Origin of the sequence: Nocardia vinacea NBRC 16497 (genome assembly GCF_000308835.1) — a bacterium.
Lineage (GTDB): Bacteria > Actinomycetota > Actinomycetes > Mycobacteriales > Mycobacteriaceae > Nocardia > Nocardia vinacea.
The window spans coordinates 1-21,710 of the sequence record NZ_BAGN01000131.1 but is presented as its reverse complement, the minus strand read 5'-3'; the positions used below and the strand labels follow the sequence as shown (position 1 = coordinate 21,710).

Genomic DNA, 21,710 nt, shown 5'->3' with positions numbered 1-21,710 from the left:
AAAACCGGTGGCGGTGTCGCAATGAACGACACCGCCACCAGCTTATGTCGATCAGCCCTGAGTGGTGGTCACCGAATTCAGGACGACATCGGCGTTCGGGCGACCGTCTTCGCCGTCCGCGGCGCCCGCGTTGGCGACCCGCGACAGAACATCCATACCGCCGGTGATCTTGCCGAACGGGGTGTAGTTCGGCGGCAGCTGCGAATCCTTGTAGACCAGGAAGAACTGGCTGCCGTTGGTGTCGGGACCGGCATTGGCCATCGCGACCGTACCCGCCGGATAGGTGGCGCCGTCCAGGTTCTCGTTCGGGAACTGGTAGCCCGGACCGCCCGTGCCGGTGGCGGTGGGATCACCGCACTGCAGGACGAAGATGCCCGCGGTGGTCAAGCGGTGGCACTGGGTGTGGTCGAAATACTTCTGCCCGGCGAGGAATACGAAGGAGTTCACCGTGCGCGGTGCGCGGGCGGCCTCCAGGGCGATATCGACTGTGCCGCAGGTGGTTTCCAGCCGCGCGGTGTACTTCGCGCCCGTATCGATCGCCATCGCGGGCTCGCTGGCCCACTGCTTGCTCTCGGGCTTGGCCGAATCGGGGGCCACGCATCCGGCGACCGGTGTGCCCGGATCCGCCGAGACCCCGCCCGCGGCGAAGATCGCGAGGGTGGTGCCGACGGCGAGTACACCGAGGCCCCGTAGCAGGGCAGTCCCGACTCTGCGATGCTGCCTGATGGGCTGATGGTGGTCGAATCGCCGCACGTGCACTTCGCTGCTCACCGGTCAGGGTCTCCTTCTGTTGTGTATCGCATCGGGTGATGCTGAGCGGATCATTCCATCTCGACGCTTCCAGCGGAACGAGATGCGTATTGCGACTGTGTGGCAATGGAAATCCGCGGATGTGCGGCGGCTGGTCGGTTAGCATGGCTGCGACGGAGGCGCATCTGATCGGCTAACTGGCTCGGCGCGCATCGACTCTCCGGTGATATCGCCTCCACAGGAGGTGTATCAGCTTGTCCGGATACATATTTCGCTGGTGTACCGCAGTGGTGTGTGCAGGCGCACTAGTGGGTGGATGCACGGCCGGCACCGAGACGAAATCGACCTCGCAAACGGGTGCTTGGCCACCCAACGATGACCGTGGCGCATGCGCGGTCGACAAGCAGGCCGACATTCCGGCAACGATGCGCGACGGCACGGTGCTGCGCGCCGATGTGTACCGCCCGCAGACCAGCGATCCGGTGCCGGTGATCCTGATGCGCACCCAGTACGGCAAGACCGCCGCGCAGATCCAGCCCTCGCGCTATCGCACACCCGACTGGTTCGCCTCGCACTGCTACCTGGTCGTCATCCAGGACATTCGCGGTATCGGCAGCTCGGACGGCACATTCACCGAATTCGGCAATGACACCCACGACGGCTACGACACCGTGGAATGGGCCGCGCAACTGCCCGGTTCGAACGGCAAGGTCGGCATGTACGGCTCGTCATATGTCGGTGCGACACAATGGCTGGCCGCCATCGAGACGCCGCCACACCTGACCACGATCGTGCCCGCGAATACCGCCTCCGACTACTACGACGGCTGGACCTACGAGGGCGGCGCCTTCCGCCTCGGCTTCGTCGAACCATGGGCCATGGGCACCATCGGCGCGGAATCGGCCGACCGACGTGACGACAAGGCCACCGCCAACCAGCTGCGCGCGGATCTGCAGAACATCACTTCGTGGCTGAATTACCGTCCCTATAAAGACTTTCCGCCGCTGCAGCCGAATAATCCGGCCGTCGCGCCGTGGTACTTCGACTGGATCCGCAACTCGACACGCAACGATTACTGGAAGCAGTGGAGCATCCGCGACCGCTACCCGAATGTGCAGGTGCCGGTGCTCGATATCGAGGGCTGGTACGACGCATTCCTCGCGGGCGGCATCGAGAACTTCACCGGCATGGTCGAGCGCGGCGCCGCACCGGCACGGCAGAACCAGCGATTGGTGATCGGTCCCTGGGACCACCTCGGCTGGGGACGACCCACCTCGATGATCGCGCCCCGGCTCGAGCAGCTCGGACCGGTCGGTGACAGCCCGATCAACGAGTTGATGCTGGCGTGGTTCGACGACTTCCTCAAAGGCACGGACAACGGCGTCGCGGGCAAACCCCGCGTCGACTACTTCCTGATGGGTGCCGATCGTTGGAAGACGGCACCGAGTTGGCCACTGCCGCAAACACAATGGAAGGAATACTTCTTCGCCGACAGCGGCGCCAACGGCGTAGTCGGTCGGGTTGGAAAACTCGTCGATCACGCGCCGAGCGGGCCCGTGGCGGTCGACCGGTATGTCTACGACCCGGCCGTACCCGCACCGAGTATCGGCGGACATTCGTGCTGCTCTGTCGGATCGGGTCCGCAGGGACCTTTCGACCAGACCTCGGTCGAGCAGCGTTCGGATGTGCTCACCTACACCACCGATCCGCTCGGCGCCGATACCGAGGTGACCGGGCCGATTACCGTGAAACTGTGGGCATCGTCCACCGCGCCGGATACCGATTTCGTCGCGCGGCTGGAGGTCGTCTCACCCAATGGTTCGGCGGTCAACCTCAACAATGGCATCATCCGTGCCGCGTTCCGGGATTCGATATCGGATCCGACCCCGCTGGTGCCCGGCCAGCCCTATGCGTTCACCATCAAGATCTGGCCGACCAGCTACCAGTTCAAGGCGGGCGATCGAATCCGGGTGGCCATCAGCAGCAGTGACTACCCGCAATACGCGCCGAATCCGAATACCGGCGAACCCTTCGGTGAAAGCGCCCGCACGCAGCCCGCGACGCAGACGATCTACAAGGATGCCGAGCATCCGTCCTCGGTGATCGTGCCTGTCATCCCGGCCGGTGACGACGGCACCACCAGCTTCGATATCGAGCCGGGATCCTAAGCGCGGCGAACGCGACGGTAGGTGGGGGCCGCGGTGGTCGCGGCGACGAGCTCGCCGGTGAGCCAGTCCAGCTCGCCGTCGGTGATCGCGGCGACGGTGATGCGCAGGTGGTCGCCGTGCGGGTGGTCCTCGACCTCGAAGGGGCGGCCGGGCGCGGCCTTGATGCCCGCGGCGGCCAGGGAGATCATGGCCGCGTTCTCGTCGGCGACGGGGAGCCACAGATTGATGCCGTCACCGCGAGCGACGGCGACGCCCTTGCGGGCCAGCGCGCGGCGGAGTTCGGTTGAGCGCCTGCGATATTCGGTGCGAGCGGCGGCGACGGCGCGCACGGCGGTGTCGTCGTCGAGCATGGTGAGCAGCAGGCGCTGCAGCAGTCGACTGGTCCAGCCGGGGCCGAGCATGCGCCGTTCGACCATCGGATCGAGTAGCTCGGCGGGTCCGCCGACCACCGCGAGGCGCAGGTCCGCGCCGTGCGATTTGGAGTAGGAGCGGATATGTACCGTTCGGCTCGGCAGTCGCGAGCCGAGGGATCGGAGTGCGGTGGACGCGATGCCCGCGGAGTGATCGTCCTCGATGACGAGAGTATCTGTGCCGGTGAGGATTTCGGACAGTTCGCGGGTGCGTGCGGGGGTCAGCGACGCACCCGTCGGATTCTGCGCGCGTGGCTGCAGGATCAGCGCTGCGGCACCGCGTGCCCGCTCGAGATCGTCCGGCAGTAGACCGGATTCATCCATGCGAACCGGAATAGGCCGAGCCCCGATCCGGGCGAGCAGGTCGAGAAAAGGTGGGAAGCAGGGATCCTCGACAGCCACCGCATCGCCGAGCCGCACATGGGTGGTGAGCAGTCGATCGATGGCGTCGAGCGCCCCGTCGACGACGGCGAGCCGTTCGGCGCGGAAGGGCCAATCGGTGCGCACCTTGGCGGCCAGTTCCGGCAGCACGGCCTCGCCGAGATAGTCCGCCGCGAGATCGTTGCCGCGTCCGTGCTCGGTGATCGCGCGCAGTGCGGCGACCAGATCCGGAAGAAGCTGCGGATCGGGGGTACCGCGGGACAGATCGATGCGGAAGGCGCTGTCCGAAGGCGGGTGCAGGCGCTGATAGCGTCCCGTCGGCGCGGCCGCGTGGGTGGCGCTGCGTTCGCCGACGAAGGTTCCGGCACGCCCCCGCGCCACTATCGCGCCGGTGGCGGCCAGCGCGCGCCAAGCCTGGTTGACGGTAGCGGGGGAGACCCGCAACTCGCGGGCGACCTCACGCACGGTCGGCAGCCGCGATCCGGGTTCGATTGCTCCGGAACGAATCCGGCGGCTCACCGCTGCCGCGATTCCGGCCGGGGTGCGATCTTCGAGATCCGCATTGAACAGGCCGGACCGGGCCGCGACGGGGGCGGGCGCGGTATCTCGCAGGTCGTCTGCGGACACCTGCGGTGCGGTCGTCGGATCGAAGTTCACAGCGTCATTCTGCGTCGGGCACAGCGCCGGAACGAAGACCGGCCCCAAGGTTTACGGCTACGAAACTGTTTCCGCAATCTTGTAACACAACCGAATTGGATCTCGGTGAAGTATAACAAAGCATGGGAATCGTTCGAGCGGCGCTCGTCCAGACGAACTGGACGGGTGATAAAGAGTCCATGATCAAGGCGCACGAGGACTACACACGCCAGGCCGCCGCACAGGGCGCCAAGGTGATCTGCTTCCAGGAGTTGTTCTACGGCCCGTACTTCTGCCAGTTGCAGGACGCGAAGTTCTACGACTACGCGGAATCGGTGCCGGGGCCGACAACGGAGCGATTCGCCGCCCTGGCAAAGGAATTGGGCTTGGTAATGATCCTGCCGGTATATGAGCAGGAACAGCCCGGATTGCTCTACAACACCGCGGCGGTCATCGATGCGGACGGCAGCTATCTCGGCAAGTACCGCAAACATCATATTCCGCACGTCAACGGATTCTGGGAGAAGTTCTACTTCCGGCCAGGAAATGTGGGCTGGCCGGTCTTCGATACCGCGGTCGGCAAGGTCGGCGTCTACATCTGCTACGACCGGCATTTCCCAGAGGGTTGGCGCGCGCTGGGCCTGGCGGGTGCGGAAATCGTCTTCAACCCCTCCGCGACCTCGCGCGGCCTGTCCGGCTACCTGTGGAAGCTGGAGCAACCGGCCTCCGCGGTCGCCAACGAATACTTCATCGGCGCCATCAACCGGGTCGGCATCGAGGAATACGGCGATGACGATTTCTACGGAACCAGCTATTTCGTGGATCCGGAAGGTAAATTCGTCGGAGACGTCGCCTCGGACACCGATCCGGAACTGGTGATCCGTGACCTCGATATGGATCTGATCAAGGTGGTGCGCGACCGCTGGGCGTTCTATCGCGATCGCCGCCCCGACGCCTACGGACCGATGGTGGCTCCCTGAGGCTGGTGATATCGATATGACGAAAACGTTCATTCACGGCGGCACGGTGGTCTCGGCCACCGGATCGCAATTGCTCGATGTGCTCGTCGACGGCGAGACGATTGTCGCGGTCCTGCAACCCGGTGCCACCGCATTGGGCGCGGATCTCGCCGAGTCCGCGGATGTGGTCATCGACGCGACCGGCAAATATGTGATTCCCGGCGGCGTGGACGGCCACACCCATATGCAGCTGCCCTTCGGCGGCACCGAGGCCTCGGATACCTTCGAGACCGGCACCCGCGCGGCCGCCTGGGGCGGCACCACGACCATTGTCGACTTCGCGGTGCAGAAGCCGGGGGAGCGGGTACAGGACACCCTCGGTCTGTGGCACGAGAAGGCCTCGGGCAACTGCGCGATCGACTACGGATTCCACCAGATCATCGGTGAGGTGAACGACGAATCCCTCAAGGGGATGAGCGAATTGGTGGCCGAGGGTGTCACCAGCTTCAAGTTGTTCATGGCCTATCCGGGTGTCTTCTACTCCGATGACGGTCAGATCCTGCGGGCCATGCAATCGGCGGGCGATCTCGGCGCGCTGCTGATGATGCACGCGGAGAACGGCATCGCCATCGATGTGCTGGTCGAGCAGGCACTGGCTCGCGGTGAGACCTCGCCGTACTACCACGGTGTCTCCCGGCCGTGGCAGATGGAGGAGGAGGCCACACATCGCGCGATCATGTTGGCGCAGTTGACGAATGCGCCGCTGTATGTCGTGCACGTCTCGGCCAAGCAGGCGATGGAACAGATCGCCGCCGCGCGGGGTAACGGGCAGAACGTCTTCGGTGAGACCTGTCCGCAGTACCTGTATCTGTCGCTCGAAGAGCATTTGGGCGCACCGGGTTTCGAGGGCGCGAAGTGGGTGTGCTCGACGCCGCTGCGGTCGAAGGTGGAAGGACATCAGGACGAACTGTGGCGCTATATCCGCACGGGTGATGTCACATCGGTGAGCACCGACCACTGTCCCTTCTGCATGAAGGATCAGAAAGAGTTGGGGCTCGGTGACTTCAGCAAGATCCCCAATGGGATCGGCGGCGTCGAACATCGGATGGATCTGATGTTCCAGGGCGTCAAGAACGGGTTGATATCACTGGAGCGCTGGGTCGAGGTCTGCTGCACCACCCCGGCACGCATGTTCGGCATGTATCCGCGCAAGGGTGTCATCAGTCCGGGTGCCGACGCCGACATCGTCATCTATGACCCGACCGGGCATACCAGCATCGGATTCGGCAAGACACACCACATGAATATGGATCATTCGGCCTGGGAGGGCTTCGAGATCGACGGACACGTCGACACGGTGCTCTCGCGCGGCCGCGTGATCATCGACGACGGCTCGTATCTGGGCAGTGCCGGTCACGGCCGGTTCATCGCCCGCGAGCTGTCGCAGAACCTGATCTGACCCGATTGGAGAGTGCCGCATGGATATCGGTGTGGTGCTGCAATGCACACCTCCCGCCTCGCGGGTGGTCGAACTGGCCAGACAGGCGGAGACACACGGCTTTTCGCATGTTTGGACCTTCGATTCGCACCTGCTGTGGCAGGAGCCCTACGTCATCCACAGCCAGATTCTGGCCGCCACCCGCAAGGTGGTCGTCGGCCCGATGGTCACCAACCCGGCCACCAGGGACTGGACGGTGACCGCGTCGACCTTCGCAACGCTCAACGATATGTTCGGCAATCGCACCGTCTGCGGTATCGGCCGCGGTGACTCCGCGGTGCGCACCCTCGGCAGCAAACCGACGACCTTGGCGACATTGCGGGAATCCATCGAGGTGATCAGGGAACTCGGCAATGGTCGCAGTGCCCGTATCGGCGACACCGTGGTGCGCTTCCCGTGGGCGAGCGCCTCGCGGCTCGAGGTGTGGGTGGCCGGATACGGTCCGCGTGCACTCGATCTGACCGGTGAGGTCGCCGACGGATTCATTCTGCAACTCGCCGACCCGGATATCGCCGCGTGGACGATCGCCCGGGTGCGGGCGGCCGCCGTGAAGGCCGGGCGCGCGCCAGGATCGGTGAAAATCTGTGTGGCGGCACCGGCCTACGTCACCGACGGATCCGATGCCGCGACGTCGCATGCCCGCGAACAGTGCCGCTGGTTCGGCGGCATGGTCGGCAATCATGTGGCTGATATCGTCGCGAAATACGGTTCCGACGGCGATATTCCGGCCGCGCTCACCGACTACATCGCGGGCCGTCAGGGCTACGACTACAACGAGCACGGGCGCGCGGGCAATACGCATGCCGAATTCGTGCCGGACGCCATCGTGGACCGTTTCTGTGTAATCGGCACGCCCGATGAGCAGTTGGCTCGGCTGCACGAGTTGGAGAAGTTGGGTGTCGACCAGTTCGCGGTCTATCTCCAGCACGATGCCAAGACCGCCACGCTGGAGGCGTACGGGGAGTCGGTGCTGCCACGGTTGGCGCATCCGGTCACGGCGACGGCGGGCGCCGAGTGATCGCCTCAGCAGCGGCGGCGCTCGCGGCGGGATGCTATGAGCTGGTCAAGAGGCGTCTCGCGGAGCCGGTTCCGGTGTCGGTGGGTGATCAATGAGAGCGGGAGCTTTGCGGGCGCGGCAGGTCGGCTACGCGGTCGGTGTGCTGGTGCTGGTGGTCGCGATCTGGGAACTCGTCAAGTACTTCGTGCCCGAGCGCGGGGTGAGTATCGGGGATACCCGGATTCTGCCGCGCACGAGCGACGCTGCGTTGCCGCACGTCTGGTCGGTCATCACCGTACTCGGTGACAAAGACGGCGCCGGCACTGTCGGCGGAACACTGCTGCGCACAGCGGGATTCACCTTCGGCCTCGCGTTGTTGGCATTGGCGATCGGCACGGTAGTCGGTATCGCGCTCGCGGTGTTGATGCAGCGCTTCTCCTTCGTCGAGCGCGGATTACTGCCCTATATCGTTGTCTCGCAGACGGTTCCGTTGATCGCGTTGGCACCGCTGGTGGCCGGGTGGGGCGGGAAGATCGTCATTGCCGGTGAGCCGTGGCGGCCGTGGATGAGTATTGCGGTCATCGCGTCGTATCTGGCCTTCTTCCCGGTGGCGGTCGGAATGTTGCGCGGATTGCAGGCGCCGTCCAAGGCATCGGTGGAATTGCTGCACAGCTACTCCGCGAATTGGTGGGAGACATTGGTGCACTTGCGGTTTCCCGCCGCGGTGCCGCATTTTCTGTCCGCCCTGCGCTTGGCCGCTGCGGCATCGGTGATCGGTGCCGTGGTCGCGGAGATCTCGACCGGCACCGCGGGTGGCATCGGCCGCCAGATCATCGTCTTCTCCCAGCAGGCCACCGGCGATGCGGCCCGGCTCTACGCGGCTGTTCTCGCCGCTGCACTGCTCGGTGTCGCCGTGACCGCCGTCGTCGGCTCGGTCGAAGTGGCACTACGTCGTTACAGCCGTCCCGCTGGGGCGCGCGGTTCTTCAGGAGGTACCCGTTGACCGGGAAAGTGGAATCGGCCACCACGGGTAGCGATGCGGCCGACGAGCAGATCCAGGCGCCGGATGCGGGTCCCGTCGCGGCGAAGGCCGAAGACGTTGCCGCGGTCGACCTCACCGATCTCGGGAAGATCTTCGACGCGGGTTCGGTGACCGCGCTCACGGGTGTCTCGCTGAAAGTCCGTGCGGGGGAGTTCGTCTCGCTGATCGGTCCCTCGGGCTGCGGCAAATCCACCCTGCTGCGCATCATCGCCGATCTGGAACGGCCGAGCAGCGGCAGCGTGACCGTGCACGGCAAGTCGGCGCGGCAGGCCAGAATCGACCAGGATTACGGCATCGCCTTCCAACAGGCGGGACTCCTGGACTGGCGCACCGTACAGGCCAATGTGGAATTGCCGCTCGAGTTGCACAAGGTTCCGAAGGCCGAAAGACGCTCTCGCAGTGCGGAGCTCCTGGAAATGGCCGGTCTCACCGATTTCGCGCACCGCTATCCGGCGGAACTGTCCGGCGGCATGCAACAGCGTGTGGCGATTGCCAGGGCGTTGGCTCGCAAGCCATCGCTGCTGCTCATGGACGAACCATTCGGGGCGCTGGACGAAATGACCCGCGAACGCATGCAGGGCGAGTTACTGCGCATCGCCGGAGAGACCGGTGCCGCAGTGGTTTTCGTGACGCACTCCATTCCGGAGGCGGTGTTCCTGTCCGATCGCGTGGTGGTCATGTCACCGCGGCCCGGCCGCATCACCGAGATCGTGCCGACCGGCGGCTGGGGCCGGGAAGCGGGTGTCAGCGGTGACGATATCCGTTCCAGCGAGGCGTTTTTCGAGGCCGTCGCCGCCGTCCGCACCGCACTGCGCGGCGGACACGAGACCGCCGACATCATCGTCGCGGGACAGGATCTGCAATGAAGACGTGGCTACCACCGGTGGTATTCGGTGTCGGCGGATTAGCGCTGTGGCAGGTGCTGACCGTCGTCGCGGGTGTGCCGTCGTTCCTGCTGCCCGCGCCGACCGCGATCGCGAAACAGTTCACCGAGAACTTCGATCGCATCGTCGATGCCGCCACCGCGACCGGTACGAATGCCCTGATCGGTCTACTGGTCGGGGCGGTCCTCGGCATTGTGGCCGCCATGGTCGCGGTGCGGTTCCGGCTGGTCGAGGGGCTGTTGACGCCGCTGGCCGCTGCGGCCGCTGCCGTGCCGATCGTCGCGCTCGCCCCGCTGCTGAATTCGATGTATTCGACCACCACAGACACCCCGCGCCGCATGGTCGTGGCCATCGTGGTGTTCTTCCCGATGTTCGTCAGCACCGCCCGCGGCCTGCGGCAGGTGCCGCAGGTGCACACCGATCTGATGACCTCCTATGCGGCAGGCGGCTGGCAGATCACCCGCACGGTACGGCTGCCCGCGGCACTGCCCTACCTGTTCACCGGCCTGCGCATCGCGGCGCCGGGTGCGGTGATCGCGGCCATCATCGCCGAATACTTCGGCGGCCTGCAGAACGGCCTCGGCAGCCGAATCACCTCCGCCGCAGCGAATACCGCCTATCCGCGCGCGTGGGCCTATGTGGTCGGCGCCATGATCGTCGGCCTGCTCTTCCTCGCCGTCGTTCTGATTCTCGAACAACTGACCCGCCGACCCCGGAACATCCTGATCCGCGACATCTTTGGGAGATCGAAATGAGAACCACCACAGGGCGTTTACGTGCTTGTCTCGCGCTGGCGGCGTTGGCGGCGGCCGCGCTGACCGGCTGCAGCACCACCGACAGTGGCTCAGGAACCACCGCAGACGGACTGACCAAGGTCCGCCTGCAATTGCAGTGGTTCAAGCAAGGGCAGTTCGCCGGTTATCTGGCCGCCGTGGACCAGGGCTTCTACAAGGAGCAGGGTTTGTCCGTCGAAATCCTCGATGGCGGAACCGATATCGTGCCGCAGACGGTACTGGCCCAGGGACAGGCCGATTACGCGATCGCCTGGGTACCCAAGGCGCTGGCCTCGCGCGAGTCCGGGGCGGGTATCACCGATGTGGCGCAGGTGTTCCAGCGCTCGGGCACCAAGCAGGTGTCGTTCAAGTCCGACAACATCACGGGCCCGGCCGCGCTGCGCGGTAAGACCGTTGGAAACTGGGGCTACGGCAACGAATTCGAGCTGTTTGCGGGCATGACCAAGGCGGGCATCGATCCGTCCAAGGATGTCAAGCTGGTCCAGCAGCAGTTCGATATGAACGCCTTCCTCGCCAAGGACATCACTGCCGCGCAGGCCATGTCCTACAACGAATACGCCCAGCTGCTGGAGACGAAGAATCCGGCCACCGGGAAGCTCTACACCGCAGACGATTTCGCCACCATCGACTGGAACGACGAGGGCGTGGCCATGCTGCAGGACGCGATCTGGGCGAATTCGGAGAAGCTGAAGGATGCGAAATACCAGGACCAGACCGTCAAATTCATCGCGGCCTCGCTGAAGGGCTGGGCGTTCTGCCGCGACAATGTCGACAAATGCCGCGATATCACCGTCGCTGCGGGCAGCACGCTCGGCGCCAGCCACCAGCAGTGGCAGATCAACGAGGTCAACAAGCTGATCTGGCCCTCGCCCAACGGGATCGGCATGATCGACAAGTCCGCATGGGACCGCACCGTGAAGATCGCCAAGGAGACCAAGAACCAGGAGGGCGTCACGGTGCTGAAGCAGGATCCCGATGCGAGCGCGTTCACCAACGAATACGTCACCAAGGCACTGGACCTACTGAAATCCGGTGGAATCGACGTCACCGGAACGGGATTCGCGCCGCAGCAGGTGACACTGACCGAAGGCGGTAAATAGGTGGTCGATCACGTCTTCTACCCCTGGAGCGCCCAGGCGACCCTGAATCCGGTACCGATCGTCGGCGCGTCGGGCTCGTGGTTCTGGGAGGAGAGCGGCAAACGCTACCTCGACTTCTCCTCCCAACTGGTGAATGTCAATATCGGCCACCAACATCCGGATATTGTCGCGGCCATTGTCGATCAGGCACAGAAACTCGCGACCATCTCGCCGACCGTCGGCAACGAGGCGCGCAGCGAACTGGCCCGGCTGATCGTGGAACGCGCACCGGGCGAGCTGAACCGGATCCTGTTCACCACCGGTGGTGCGGAGGCCGTCGAACATGCGGTGCGGTTGGCCCGCAGCTACACCGGACGCACCAAAATGCTCGCCGCCTATCGCTCCTATCACGGTGGCACCGGTGTTGCGATCGGGCTGACCGGTGAGCCGCGGCGCTGGGGTGCCGAGCCGACCAATGTCGACGTGGTCCGCTTCTTCGGGCCCTACCCCTACCGATCCCCGTGGGGCTCGAGCACTCCCGAAGAAGAGACGACGGCGGCGCTGAACCACCTGCGCCAGGTGATCGAATTGGAAGGGCCGCAACACATTGCGGGCCTGATCCTGGAGACGGTGGTCGGCACCAACGGTGTGCTCGTGCCGCCGCCGGGCTATCTCGCCGGTGTCCGGGAACTGTGCGACGAATTCGGCATCGTCTATATCGCCGATGAGGTGATGGTTGGATTCGGCCGGGTCGGTGAGTGGTTCGCGGTGCAGGCCTTCGATGTCGCACCCGATATCATCACCTTCGCCAAGGGCGTGAACTCCGGCTATGTTCCGCTCGGCGGTGTACTGATGGCCGAACGGATCGCGCAGCGCTACGACAATACGGTGTATCCCGGCGGACTCACCTACGCCGGACATCCCCTCGCCTGTGCCGCGGGCATCGCCTCGATCAACGTCTTCGAACGCGACGGCATCCTCGACCATGTGCGCACGGTCGGCGCGGATGTACTCGGAAAGGGCTTGGCGGAGTTGGCGTCTCGGCATCCGAGCGTCGGCGAGACGCGCGGCCTCGGCTTCTTCTGGGCACTGGAGTTGGTGCGCGATCCACACACCCGCGAGCCGCTGATCCCGTTCGCGGCCGCCGGCTCCGCCGCCGAACCGATGAACCGGGTCACCGCCGCCGCCAAGGAGCGCGGGCTGTGGCCGTTCAATGCCGGTAACCGCTTCCAGATCGCGCCGCCGCTGACCACCTCGGCCGACGAACTGCGCACGGGGCTGGAGATCGTCGACGAAGTGTTGGAGGTCGCCGACGAATACGTGGGGTGAATCGCCTGCCGGTCGGCGGGGGAAATAGCCGTTTCCCGCTACATTCGAGCGGTCCACCTCGGAACTCCGCAGGAGCTGACGTGACCGACACCGCCGATCGTCAGGAGTCCGAGGCGCGCCCGCCAATGGCGAATGTGGGCGTCGGTGTCATCGCCACCGCGTCCGCGGCCGTCTTGGTGTTCTCGACCAGCCGCTATGACTACTTCGGCGATGAGCTCTACTTCCTGGCGGCGGGTCGTCGGCCGTCGTTCGGCTATGCCGATCAAGGTCCGGTATTGCCGATGCTGGCGCGGTTGATGGATACGATCGCACCCGGAAGCTTCTTTGTGCTGCGGCTACCCGTTGTCGCGCTGACCGTCCTCGGCATCGTGCTGTGCGCGGTGATCGCGCGCGAACTCGGCGGCGGAGCGGCGGCCCAGGTGCTCGCCGCCCTCGGCTACGCGACCTCACCGTTTCTGCTGCTCCAAGGCAAAATGCTGACCACCAACGCGGTCGACACCGTGCTCTGGGTGATCATCACTTGGCTGGTGGTGCGCTGGGTGCGGACCCGCCGTGATCGCCTGCTGCTGTGCGCCGCGCTGGTTACCGCGGTCGATATGCAAGTGAAATGGCTGATTCCGTTCTTCTGGATCGGCGTCGCGGTGAGTTCGCTGATCTTCGGTCCGCGCGAACTGGTGCGGCGGCCGCTACTGTGGCTCGGCGGTGTCATCGTGGTCGCGGCGACCGCGCCGTCACTGATCTGGCAGGCGCGCAACGATTGGCCGCAGCTGTCGATGGGCGAGGTAATCAGCGGTGAACAGGGCATACTCGGCGGCCGGGCGCTCTTCGTACCGCTGGCGGTGCTGCTGGCGGGGTATCTGGGAGCGGTGCTGTTGGCCTATGGCGTGTGGGCGCTGCTGTGCGATGCCTCGCTACGCCCGTACCGGTTCCTCGGCGCGACTCTGCTGATACTCGTCGCCGTCTTCCTGGTGATCGGTGGCCGGATCTACTACGTCGCCGGAATGTTCGGTGTGGTGATCGCGGCCGGTGCGGTCGGTCTCGTCGGAATCGCGGATCGCCTGAGTCCCACACCGAGACGCTTGGTCTCAGTTGCCGGCGTGGTGCTCACCGCCGTGGCCGCGGGCTATGTGCTGTGGTCGACGCCGTGGCGCGATGCCGAGCACGTCGAGCCACCCGCCGATGACGCCGAGGCCGCCATCAATATCGGTGTGTACGGCGAATTCGGTTGGCCCGAACTGACTTCCGCCGTCCGGCAGGCCTATGAATCGCTCACCCCGGCCGAACGTGCCGACGCCGTCATCGTGACCGACACCTACTGGCAGGCCAGTGCCCTGGACCAATTCGACCGCGATCGCCTGCCACCGATCTACAGTCCGAGCCGCGGTTTCGGCTACTTCGGCATGCCACCGGACAATGCCTCGGCCGTGATCGCGGTCGGCGTGAACGAAGCCTTCCTACATTGGGATTTCGACGACGTCGAACCGGTTGCCAAGGTGGACAGTCGAATCGGCTATCCGGGCAACACCCAGAACGTCACAGTGTGGAAATGTACCGGTCTGCGCCACCCGTGGTCGCAGGTGTGGCCGACCTGGATGCACCTGTAGGTACGCTGCGACCATGACATCTGGGCAAACCGAGATCTGGCACAACCCGCGGTGCAGCAAGAGCCGCAATGCCACCGCACACCTGGACGAGGCGGGCGTGGAGTACAAGGTCCGGCGCTACCTCGACGATCCGCCCACGGCGGCGGAATTGCGGACCGTGCTGAAGCGGCTGGGCGCCGAGCCGTGGGATATCACCCGCACCGGTGAGCAGATCGCCAAGGATCTGGGTGTATCCGGCTGGGGACGCACCGCCGCGGACCGGGAGCGCTGGATCGAGGCGCTGGCTGCGAATCCGCAGCTGATCCAGCGGCCGATCGTGCTCACAGCCGATGGTGGTGCGGTCGTCGCGCGCGATGAGAAGACCTTGGAATCGCTGGACCCTTCGGAGCCGAAATAGCCGGTAGGGTCGGCATTTATGAAGGTACAACTGCGTCATAGTCCGGCCTCTGCGGTCGCGCGGTGCTTCCTGGCCGGCGGCGAGCCGATGCGGGTCGAGAGCGGCGCCATGGTCGCGCATTCGGCGGGAGTTTCGTTGCAGGCCAAGGCCGAAGGCGGCATTCTCGCCGGGCTGAAGCGTTCGGTGCTGGCGGGTGAATCATTTTTCGTCTCGACCTTCACCGCACCGGCACAGGGCGGCTGGGTGGACGTGGCGCCCGCATTGCCAGGCGACATGCTGAACCTGCAGATCACCCCCGATCGGCCGTTCTTCATCAGCCGCGGCGGTTGGATCGCGAACTCGCACGGCGTGCAGGTCGAGGGCAAATGGGGCGGTTTCGCGAACCTGTTCGGCGGCGAGGGCGGGTTCGGTCTGCGCGCGCACGGCGAGGGTGAGGTGGTCGTCGGTGTATTCGGCGCGATCGATGTGATCGATCTGCAGCCGGGCGAGCCGATCACCATCGATACCGGCCATGTGGTGGCCTATGACCTGGCCATGAATTTCACCATCCGGCGCGCGGTATCCGGGCGTTCCATCCAGTCGCTGAAGTCGGGCGAAGGCTTCGTCTTCGACTTCACCGGACCTGGCCGGGTGTTGCTCCAGACCCGCAATCCGGGCGCCTTCGCGGCCTGGGCGGGATCGGTGGCGTCCTCGGGTTAGTCACCGGTTTTCACAACCCCCTTACCTGCTGGACACCTAGCTCATGCAGAATGCACCTTTCATATCGGGTCCAGCAAGGGAATGTACATGGAGCTCCTCGAAGTCGTCGCCAACCTCTTCACCCAGGTCATGGGTGCTATGAGCGGTAGCGCCGCCTGACAGAACGCAGGCTCATCGGCCCATCAGGTCCTCGACCTGGTGGGCCGATGGCGTTTCAAGCCAGCAGTTGGTCGGTGAGGATGCGGGTGTCGGGGACGAACGGCCAGGTCGGGTCGGCCAGATGTGCGCGCAGTTCGGCATCGGTCCACCACCAGCCGTCCACGATCTCCTCGGGCTGGTGCCGGATTGGCCCGTCGTAGCGCAACTCGTAGGCGAACAGGTGGCAGCGCATCGGCGCGCCCTGCCAGATGCCGTCCCAGGACGCGCTGGCCCGCAGGGGGAGCGGTGGTGCGTCGGCGGGCAGGACGATGCCGAGTTCCTCGGCGAGTTCACGGACCGCGGTCTGCGCCGGGGTCTCGCCGGGATCGACGACACCACCGGCCAGGCAGTCGTGCATACCGGCGAAGACCATCTTGGTATCGGTGCGACGGTGCACATAGACGCGTTCGCCGTCGCCGGAGCGAACGAGCACACCCGCACTGGCATGCCAGATACCGTCGCGATAGACGCTGGCCCGGTCGGCCGCGCCGATTTCGCAGCCCGCGGCGTCATAGACCGCGATCATCTCCGACTGAGGGTGCACGAACACCGGTCGAGAGTAACCTGATCTCCGCACGCCACCCTGAGAGAGGACCGCCCCAGATGGTGCTTCCGCGCACACTGGCGAAATTGAACCGGCATGTGACGAACCCGATCCTCGGTCGGTTGGCCGGAAAAGTGCCCCCGATGAGCATGGTCGTCCACAAGGGGCGAAAATCCGGGCGGCCCTATAGAACTCCGGTGTGGGCGTTCGAAAACGACGGTGTGTACCGGATCGCACTGACCTATGGCCGTGATGCGGACTGGGTCAAGAACATAACGGCCGCAGACGGTTTCGAACTCGAGGTCAAAGGTACCGTGGTGCTGCTGATCGATCCGGTGGTGGTGCACGATGCGTCGGCGGCGTGGGCGCCACTCGGTGTTCGGCAGGTGCTGAGGGTGATGTCGGCGACGGACTACTTGCAGGCGCGCCCGGCGTAGCAGTCTGCGATCTGACGCTGAAACCTTTGTCCGAGCAAGGGGTTTCAGTTTGCGGTCGCGCGGGTCGAGCACTACCTGCGTGTCTGGCGGGGGCAGCCTGCAGATGAGACCAGGGCTGATCGCTAGCCTGCTGCCCGTTAGATCAGCAGCCTCGCCGAATTCGCGCTCGACGTAGGTCAGGGTCGTATGGCTCATCCAATGAGCCGATACCTGCAGCCGTGCCGCCCACGGCAAAACACTGCGGATCCGCTTGCTCGGGTGTCATAACGCCGTGCAATGTTCGGGCGCCCGTCCCGGTAGCCCAGTACCTTGGAAGTTGCCTGCTCACCACCTGTCAACTGCGGCAACAAGTTCGGGTTTCGCGGCGAATACGTGCCGGTAATAGTATTCGTGTTCGAAACTCGACCACAGCGATTCGGCTCCGGCGTCGGCCCGCGCAGCGGCTCCGGCGCGTGGTCACGACCATGCCGACGGCGGCGGTGACCAGCTCGACGCACATGTGATCAGCAACGGCCCAGCCGAGCACTTTCTTGGAGTGCCCGGCGCGTACCGCGCATTGAATACATGTCGATCCCGCCGCAGATCAGGTAGGTGATATCGGTAGACCACACCGCATCGACACGCCCCCGGTCGAAGCAGCGCGCCACCAGGTCCGCAGGGAACGACGCCCACCGTGGTCGGGTTCGAACGTACGCGGACTGATCCCGGCCACCCCGATCTCGGCCGTGACCTTGGCGACCGTCTTCTCCGACACGATTTCACCGGCGGCGCGTAGCTCGGCGGTGATCCGCGGCGACCCGTAGACCCCGCCCGAATCGCGATGGGCCGCCAGCATCTTCACTTCCAGATCGGTGCGGCGCTGCTGGTGCGAAGTGCAGGGTCCTTCTTTTCCCCTCGATAGGCGAGATCCTGACCGGCCAACACGTTCCCCGAGGAATATTGGCAGCGGTCAGGATGGATCGGCCTGTCGATGCTGCGCGCACGAGGGTTGTGTCCCGTCCGGGAGCGGCACGGCCTGCCTACTCTGGTGGGGAAGGGCGGCGGCGATGCCATTGAGCACATGGTCGAGCCCGTACCGGAAGCGCGCCTCCGGTTGCAGGACGGCACCGTCACCAAGGACTACATCGCTCGCGAAGTTTTCGGGGAGGAGAAGGCAATCTGGTGGGAGCGTGCCGTCGCGGCGTACCCGCCCTACGCCGACTACCAGAGCAAGACCACCCGCCAGATCCCGGTCTTCGTGCTGCCCCCGAGCTAGTTGGGATGGGCACGAAACCCAATGCTGCACAACAGCTTTACATATCGATGGGGACCTTGAACACGCACCTGAGCCGAATCCGAGAGAAGTATCAGGTCGTCGGTCGGCCTATAACCTCGAAGGCCGCTCTGGTCGCGCGCGCAGTGCGGGATGGCCTGGTGAGCGACGAACTCCAGTCAGGGCCCTGAACGCTAGTAGTCAGCCTCTGGTGTTTTTGCGCTGATTGGCATTGAAGCGCGCCTTCTTCTGACGATTCCCGCACGTGTTCATGTCACACCATTTCCGGGTGCGACTTTGGCTGGTGTCGAAGAAGGCGGCTCGGCAGGTTGGCGATGCGCACAAGGCCAATTTTCCGTCTCGTTCGCCTGCGATGATGCTGATCGCGTCGGCGGCGATTACGCCTAGGGCATCTTCTACACAGGAAGCCGAGCTGAGTCGCCACTGACGATTGCCCTCGGGCGTCAGGATAGCCGCCGCCCGACCCCGAATGCTGCAGTCATTGATGACTTGGACAGCAGACGCAGGGAGAGCGTCTTGGATCGCGGTCGCTGTCACGGCGGCGTGAATTGATTCCCTCAGTTCCCGAGCGCGTTCGAGCTGGGCGGTGGTGCAGGAGTCCACGGCTAGGCCGTTCACTGCCAGCCAGTCGACGAGTCGCTGCGGCGTGGGTATGCGCTCCACAGCGTCGCCACGACGCTCAGTCAGAGTCGCCGTGAAGCTGGTCGCCAGCACGTTGCCCAGGCGAAAGTCGGGGAACCCGGCATGCATGGAACCACCTTAGCTGGTTGCACTTTGGCATAAAGACATGTTAGAACCGTCTAAGCCGGTTCGCGGCAGGTCGTAACCGGTTACACGACGACCAGGAGATCTCATGCCCCGTCCAACCAGCGACGTGCAAGCATTCGAACCCCACGCAACCGACGCTGACCTCGACGATCTGCGCGCGCGATTAGCCGCGGCGCGGCTACCGGAGGCCGAGACGGTCTATCGCGCCGCGCCCGACCCTCGCCGATGGGAACAGGGCGTTCCTCTCGCCGACCTCGTCGATGTCGTGAACTACTGGCGCACCGGGTACAACTGGCGGTCGTTCGAAGAGCGCCTCAACCGGATCGGCCAGTTCCGCACGACCATTGATGATCTGGGAATCCACTTCCTGCACCGCCGATCCGCGCGCGCCGATGCCACTCCGCTGATCTTGACGCACGGCTGGCCAGGCAGCATTGCCGAGTTCATCGATGTAGTAGACGAGCTGGCAGATCCGAAAGACGCCGACGCGCCAGCGTTCCACGTCGTGGTTCCGTCGCTACCGGGCTTTGGTTACAGCGACAAGCCGGCCACCACCGGGTGGGGAACCGAAAAGATCGCGGCCGCATGGGTGGAGCTGATGGGAAGGCTCGGCTACAGCAAGTTCGCGGCCCACGGCGGCGACTGGGGAGGCAATATCACCACGGTTCTCGGCGGCAGGTTCCCGGCGCACGTTCTCGGCATCCACACAACGTTCGCGGAGGGACCGCCCGGGTTGACAACGGACGGGCTGACGGCGGTCGAGCGCAAGTGGACCGAGGAAACCCGCGATTTCTGGGGCGGATCGCCGACGCGCCACCGCGCGGCGTACGCGAAGCAGCAGGCGACCCGACCGCAGACCATCGGCTACTCGCTCGTCGACTCACCGGTCGGGCTTCTTGCCTGGATCCTCGACAAGTTCGCTGAGTGGACAGATACCGAAGATAGCCCGTTCGAGACGATTTCCAGAGACCGCATTCTCGACGACGTCACCCTGTATTGGCTGACGCGGACCGGCGCATCGTCGGCCCGCATTTACTACGAAAGCCACAACTCGCTCGACCCCGAACTTCGGGTCGACGTCCCGTCAGCAATCACTATGTATCCCCGCGACATCGATAAGTGTCCGCGCCCCTGGGCACAGGAACGATACCGACAGATCGTCCGATGGAGGTCGCCCGGAACCGGGGGACATTTCCCGTCGCTGGAGGTTCCCGAGTATTTCGTCAAGGACCTGCAAGAAGGCCTCGCGGCAGTGCTGGCCGCTAATCGGTGAACGCGGCTGGGTGCCGGGACTCGGAATTGGTCCGAGGAGCTGCGCGCCGAATGCTCGGCCCGGCGAGCGTCCCAAATCCGTAGCCCAATTGTAGATTTGGGAGGAACCGGCGCGTTCCTCTGGGGCAGGCGAGCTGGACGGCGATAGTGCGTGCGAACTCGTGACGGTCGTAACGAGGTCGAATCGAATCAACGAACTCCTACTCGCTTCAGGACCATCGGTACAGCTCCCTCGCTCAAATGTATGCGGTGTAAACATTACGCTAATCGGACATGTAAGCAGTATCAACAATTGGATCTGGATCCGGCCGCAGGGTGTCGCCGTCTCGGCCGTGCTGCCAGACGGTCATCTGCGCCACATCGGGCCCGATGGCGGGAACGAACTGGACCGCCGAGGGGCCGGTGCCGATGACAGCGACGCGCTTTCCGGTCAGGTCGCAGTCGTGATTCCAGCGCGCGGAGTGGAAACTCACGCCCTCGAATCGGTCCAGGCCGGGGATTGCGGGGATCACCGGATCGGCGAGTGCGCCGGTCGCCAGCACCACGTGGGTCGCGGTGCGTGCGCCGAGGGTGGTTTCGATGCGCCACAACTGTGCGACCGGCTCCCACGTCAGATGCTCGACCGTGCATTCGAGCACCAGATGCTCCCGCAGCCCCTGTGAGTCGGCGACATTCCTCAGATAACCGAACAGCTCCGGCTGTTTGGCAAAGGTGTTGCGCCAGTTGGGGTTCGGTGCGAAGGAGAACGAGTAGAGGTTGCTCTGCACATCTACGGCGGCGCCGGGGTAGTCGTTATCGCGCCACACCCCGCCCACCTCGTCGGCGCGTTCCAGCATGACGAAGTCGGAGAAGCCGGCGCGGCGCAACCGCACCGCGGTGGCGATACCGCCGAAGCCACTTCCGATGATCGCGACATGGTTGTGCGGGATGGTGGTCGCCGACGGGACTTCACGCGGCGCGGTCGTGCTTGTGGGCATGATTCCTTCGAGTGTCGACGAGGCGGGCTCGTGGGGACGACGATGCGGCGGGGGCTCAGCGCGCCGCCGTGCGGACAGATGGTGTCCCGGCCGGGCGCTGCTTCTTCGATGCCAGCCATCGGGAGTAGCGGCGCAACGCACGTCGTTGCACGCGCTGATCGGCCACCAGCGCCAGCGCGGGCCTGACACCGAGGGCCGGTTGCCTGCCGGCCGCCATCCTGCGCATCTGATAGCGGACCTGCGCCATCTCGGTCGCGGAGGCGAGGGATTTGTCCGACCAGTTCACCGGCTTCAGCGTTCCGGCCGCGCCGAGACGCTCGCGCCACCGAGCGGGCAGATCCGGCGTCACCGCCAGCGCGGTTGCCATCCCGACCACCGCGACATTCTTCGACAGGACGCGTTCGGCGGTGTCGCTGCGGGAGATTCCGCCGGTGAGCATGAGCGGAATCGGGCTGGTCTTGGCCAGATCCGCGGCAAGTTCCAGGAAGTACGCTTCGCGCGCGGCCGTGCGCCCGTCCGCCGGTCGGCCGTTCATGGCCGGGCTTTCGTAACTGCCGCCCGACACCTCGACCAGGTCGACTCCCAGGGTGGCGAGCATCCCGATCACGTTGTGC

The 21,710-nt window shown here is 65.0% G+C and carries 20 protein-coding genes and 3 pseudogenes; 16 read left to right on the top strand and 7 right to left on the bottom strand.

Going from position 1 to position 21,710, the window contains the following annotated elements; genetic code table 11:
* Window positions 1-51 precede the first annotated feature (51 nt).
* Window positions 52-771, bottom strand: a complete 720-nt coding sequence (locus ON44_RS53470; RefSeq protein ID WP_040691654.1) for a peptidylprolyl isomerase — start codon at window positions 769-771, stop codon at window positions 52-54.
* A gap of 266 nt (window positions 772-1,037) precedes the next feature.
* On the opposite strand from ON44_RS53470, the gene ON44_RS18355 reads away from it, so the two are divergent.
* Window positions 1,038-2,918: a CocE/NonD family hydrolase gene (locus tag ON44_RS18355; RefSeq protein WP_040691653.1), complete on the top strand. Its 1,881-nt coding sequence runs from the start codon at window positions 1,038-1,040 to the stop codon at window positions 2,916-2,918.
* On the opposite strand, the gene ON44_RS18350 is transcribed toward ON44_RS18355, so the two are convergent.
* A complete protein-coding gene (locus tag ON44_RS18350; RefSeq protein ID WP_245567219.1) occupies window positions 2,915-4,366 on the bottom strand; it encodes an aminotransferase class I/II-fold pyridoxal phosphate-dependent enzyme in 1,452 nt (483 codons plus the stop codon). The two genes, ON44_RS18355 and ON44_RS18350, sit on opposite strands and share 4 nt — an antisense overlap.
* Window positions 4,367-4,488: 122 nt before the next feature.
* On the opposite strand from ON44_RS18350, the gene ON44_RS18345 reads away from it, so the two are divergent.
* From ON44_RS18345 to ON44_RS18295, 11 genes are all read left to right on the top strand, one after another.
* Window positions 4,489-5,325 carry a nitrilase-related carbon-nitrogen hydrolase gene (locus ON44_RS18345; protein ID WP_040691652.1) on the top strand — a complete coding sequence of 279 codons (837 nt, stop codon included), beginning with the start codon at window positions 4,489-4,491 and terminating at the stop codon, window positions 5,323-5,325.
* A 16-nt stretch (window positions 5,326-5,341) separates the two neighbouring features.
* Window positions 5,342-6,763, top strand: a complete 1,422-nt coding sequence (gene hydA, locus ON44_RS18340; protein WP_040691651.1) for a dihydropyrimidinase — start codon at window positions 5,342-5,344, stop codon at window positions 6,761-6,763.
* Window positions 6,764-6,782: 19 nt separating this feature from the next.
* On the top strand, window positions 6,783-7,820 hold the full coding sequence (locus ON44_RS18335) for a TIGR03842 family LLM class F420-dependent oxidoreductase (RefSeq protein ID WP_040691650.1): 1,038 nt from the start codon (window positions 6,783-6,785) through the stop codon (window positions 7,818-7,820).
* A gap of 91 nt (window positions 7,821-7,911) precedes the next feature.
* Window positions 7,912-8,802: an ABC transporter permease gene (locus tag ON44_RS18330; protein WP_040691648.1), complete on the top strand. Its 891-nt coding sequence runs from the start codon at window positions 7,912-7,914 to the stop codon at window positions 8,800-8,802.
* Window positions 8,799-9,707 (top strand): ABC transporter ATP-binding protein, encoded by a 909-nt coding sequence (locus ON44_RS18325; RefSeq protein ID WP_245567218.1) that lies wholly within the window; start codon window positions 8,799-8,801, stop codon window positions 9,705-9,707. The genes ON44_RS18330 and ON44_RS18325 overlap by 4 nt, the downstream gene beginning before the upstream one ends.
* On the top strand, window positions 9,704-10,480 hold the full coding sequence (locus ON44_RS18320; protein WP_040691646.1) for an ABC transporter permease: 777 nt from the start codon (window positions 9,704-9,706) through the stop codon (window positions 10,478-10,480). The genes ON44_RS18325 and ON44_RS18320 overlap by 4 nt, the downstream gene beginning before the upstream one ends.
* Window positions 10,477-11,619 (top strand): ABC transporter substrate-binding protein, encoded by a 1,143-nt coding sequence (locus ON44_RS18315; RefSeq protein WP_040691644.1) that lies wholly within the window; start codon window positions 10,477-10,479, stop codon window positions 11,617-11,619. Before ON44_RS18320 ends, ON44_RS18315 begins: the two co-directional genes overlap by 4 nt.
* Window positions 11,620-12,927, top strand: coding sequence for an aspartate aminotransferase family protein (locus ON44_RS18310; RefSeq protein ID WP_040691643.1), 1,308 nt, complete (start codon window positions 11,620-11,622; stop codon window positions 12,925-12,927).
* Window positions 12,928-13,007: 80 nt separating this feature from the next.
* On the top strand, window positions 13,008-14,531 hold the full coding sequence (locus ON44_RS18305; protein WP_040691641.1) for a glycosyltransferase family 39 protein: 1,524 nt from the start codon (window positions 13,008-13,010) through the stop codon (window positions 14,529-14,531).
* Between the two features lie 13 nt (window positions 14,532-14,544).
* Window positions 14,545-14,928 carry an arsenate reductase family protein gene (locus tag ON44_RS18300; protein WP_040691639.1) on the top strand — a complete coding sequence of 128 codons (384 nt, stop codon included), beginning with the start codon at window positions 14,545-14,547 and terminating at the stop codon, window positions 14,926-14,928.
* A gap of 18 nt (window positions 14,929-14,946) precedes the next feature.
* Entirely contained in the window at window positions 14,947-15,627 is a 681-nt protein-coding gene (locus ON44_RS18295; protein ID WP_040691637.1) for a TIGR00266 family protein, read from the top strand.
* A gap of 214 nt (window positions 15,628-15,841) precedes the next feature.
* On the opposite strand, the gene ON44_RS18290 is transcribed toward ON44_RS18295, so the two are convergent.
* Window positions 15,842-16,351 carry an NUDIX hydrolase gene (locus ON44_RS18290; RefSeq protein ID WP_040691635.1) on the bottom strand — a complete coding sequence of 170 codons (510 nt, stop codon included), beginning with the start codon at window positions 16,349-16,351 and terminating at the stop codon, window positions 15,842-15,844.
* A 77-nt stretch (window positions 16,352-16,428) separates the two neighbouring features.
* Between ON44_RS18290 and ON44_RS18285 the strand changes: the two genes are divergently transcribed.
* A complete protein-coding gene (locus tag ON44_RS18285) occupies window positions 16,429-16,806 on the top strand; it encodes a nitroreductase family deazaflavin-dependent oxidoreductase (protein WP_040691634.1) in 378 nt (125 codons plus the stop codon).
* Window positions 16,807-17,389: 583 nt separating this feature from the next.
* Here ON44_RS18285 and ON44_RS50310 read toward each other — a convergent pair.
* Window positions 17,390-17,647, bottom strand: a complete 258-nt coding sequence (locus tag ON44_RS50310) for a helix-turn-helix domain-containing protein (RefSeq protein WP_051182168.1) — start codon at window positions 17,645-17,647, stop codon at window positions 17,390-17,392.
* Between the two features lie 243 nt (window positions 17,648-17,890).
* Between ON44_RS50310 and ON44_RS50305 the strand changes: the two are divergent.
* Window positions 17,891-18,061: pseudogene (locus ON44_RS50305) on the top strand (nitroreductase/quinone reductase family protein); the annotation flags it as partial.
* A gap of 11 nt (window positions 18,062-18,072) precedes the next feature.
* Window positions 18,073-18,249, top strand: a pseudogene (locus ON44_RS52630) (LuxR family transcriptional regulator); the annotation flags it as partial.
* 10 nt (window positions 18,250-18,259) lie between these two features.
* Here ON44_RS52630 and ON44_RS18270 read toward each other — a convergent pair.
* Window positions 18,260-18,829 carry a CGNR zinc finger domain-containing protein gene (locus ON44_RS18270; protein WP_040691633.1) on the bottom strand — a complete coding sequence of 190 codons (570 nt, stop codon included), beginning with the start codon at window positions 18,827-18,829 and terminating at the stop codon, window positions 18,260-18,262.
* Between the two features lie 103 nt (window positions 18,830-18,932).
* On the opposite strand from ON44_RS18270, the gene ON44_RS18265 reads away from it, so the two are divergent.
* Entirely contained in the window at window positions 18,933-20,120 is a 1,188-nt protein-coding gene (locus tag ON44_RS18265; protein ID WP_040691632.1) for an epoxide hydrolase family protein, read from the top strand.
* Window positions 20,121-20,382: 262 nt separating this feature from the next.
* Here ON44_RS18265 and ON44_RS18260 read toward each other — a convergent pair whose 3' ends face one another.
* Together ON44_RS18260 and ON44_RS18255 are read right to left on the bottom strand one after the other, a co-directional pair.
* A complete protein-coding gene (locus tag ON44_RS18260) occupies window positions 20,383-21,096 on the bottom strand; it encodes a flavin-containing monooxygenase (RefSeq protein ID WP_051182167.1) in 714 nt (237 codons plus the stop codon).
* Window positions 21,097-21,151: 55 nt separating this feature from the next.
* Window positions 21,152-21,710, bottom strand: a pseudogene (locus tag ON44_RS18255) (2,4-dienoyl-CoA reductase); the annotation flags it as partial.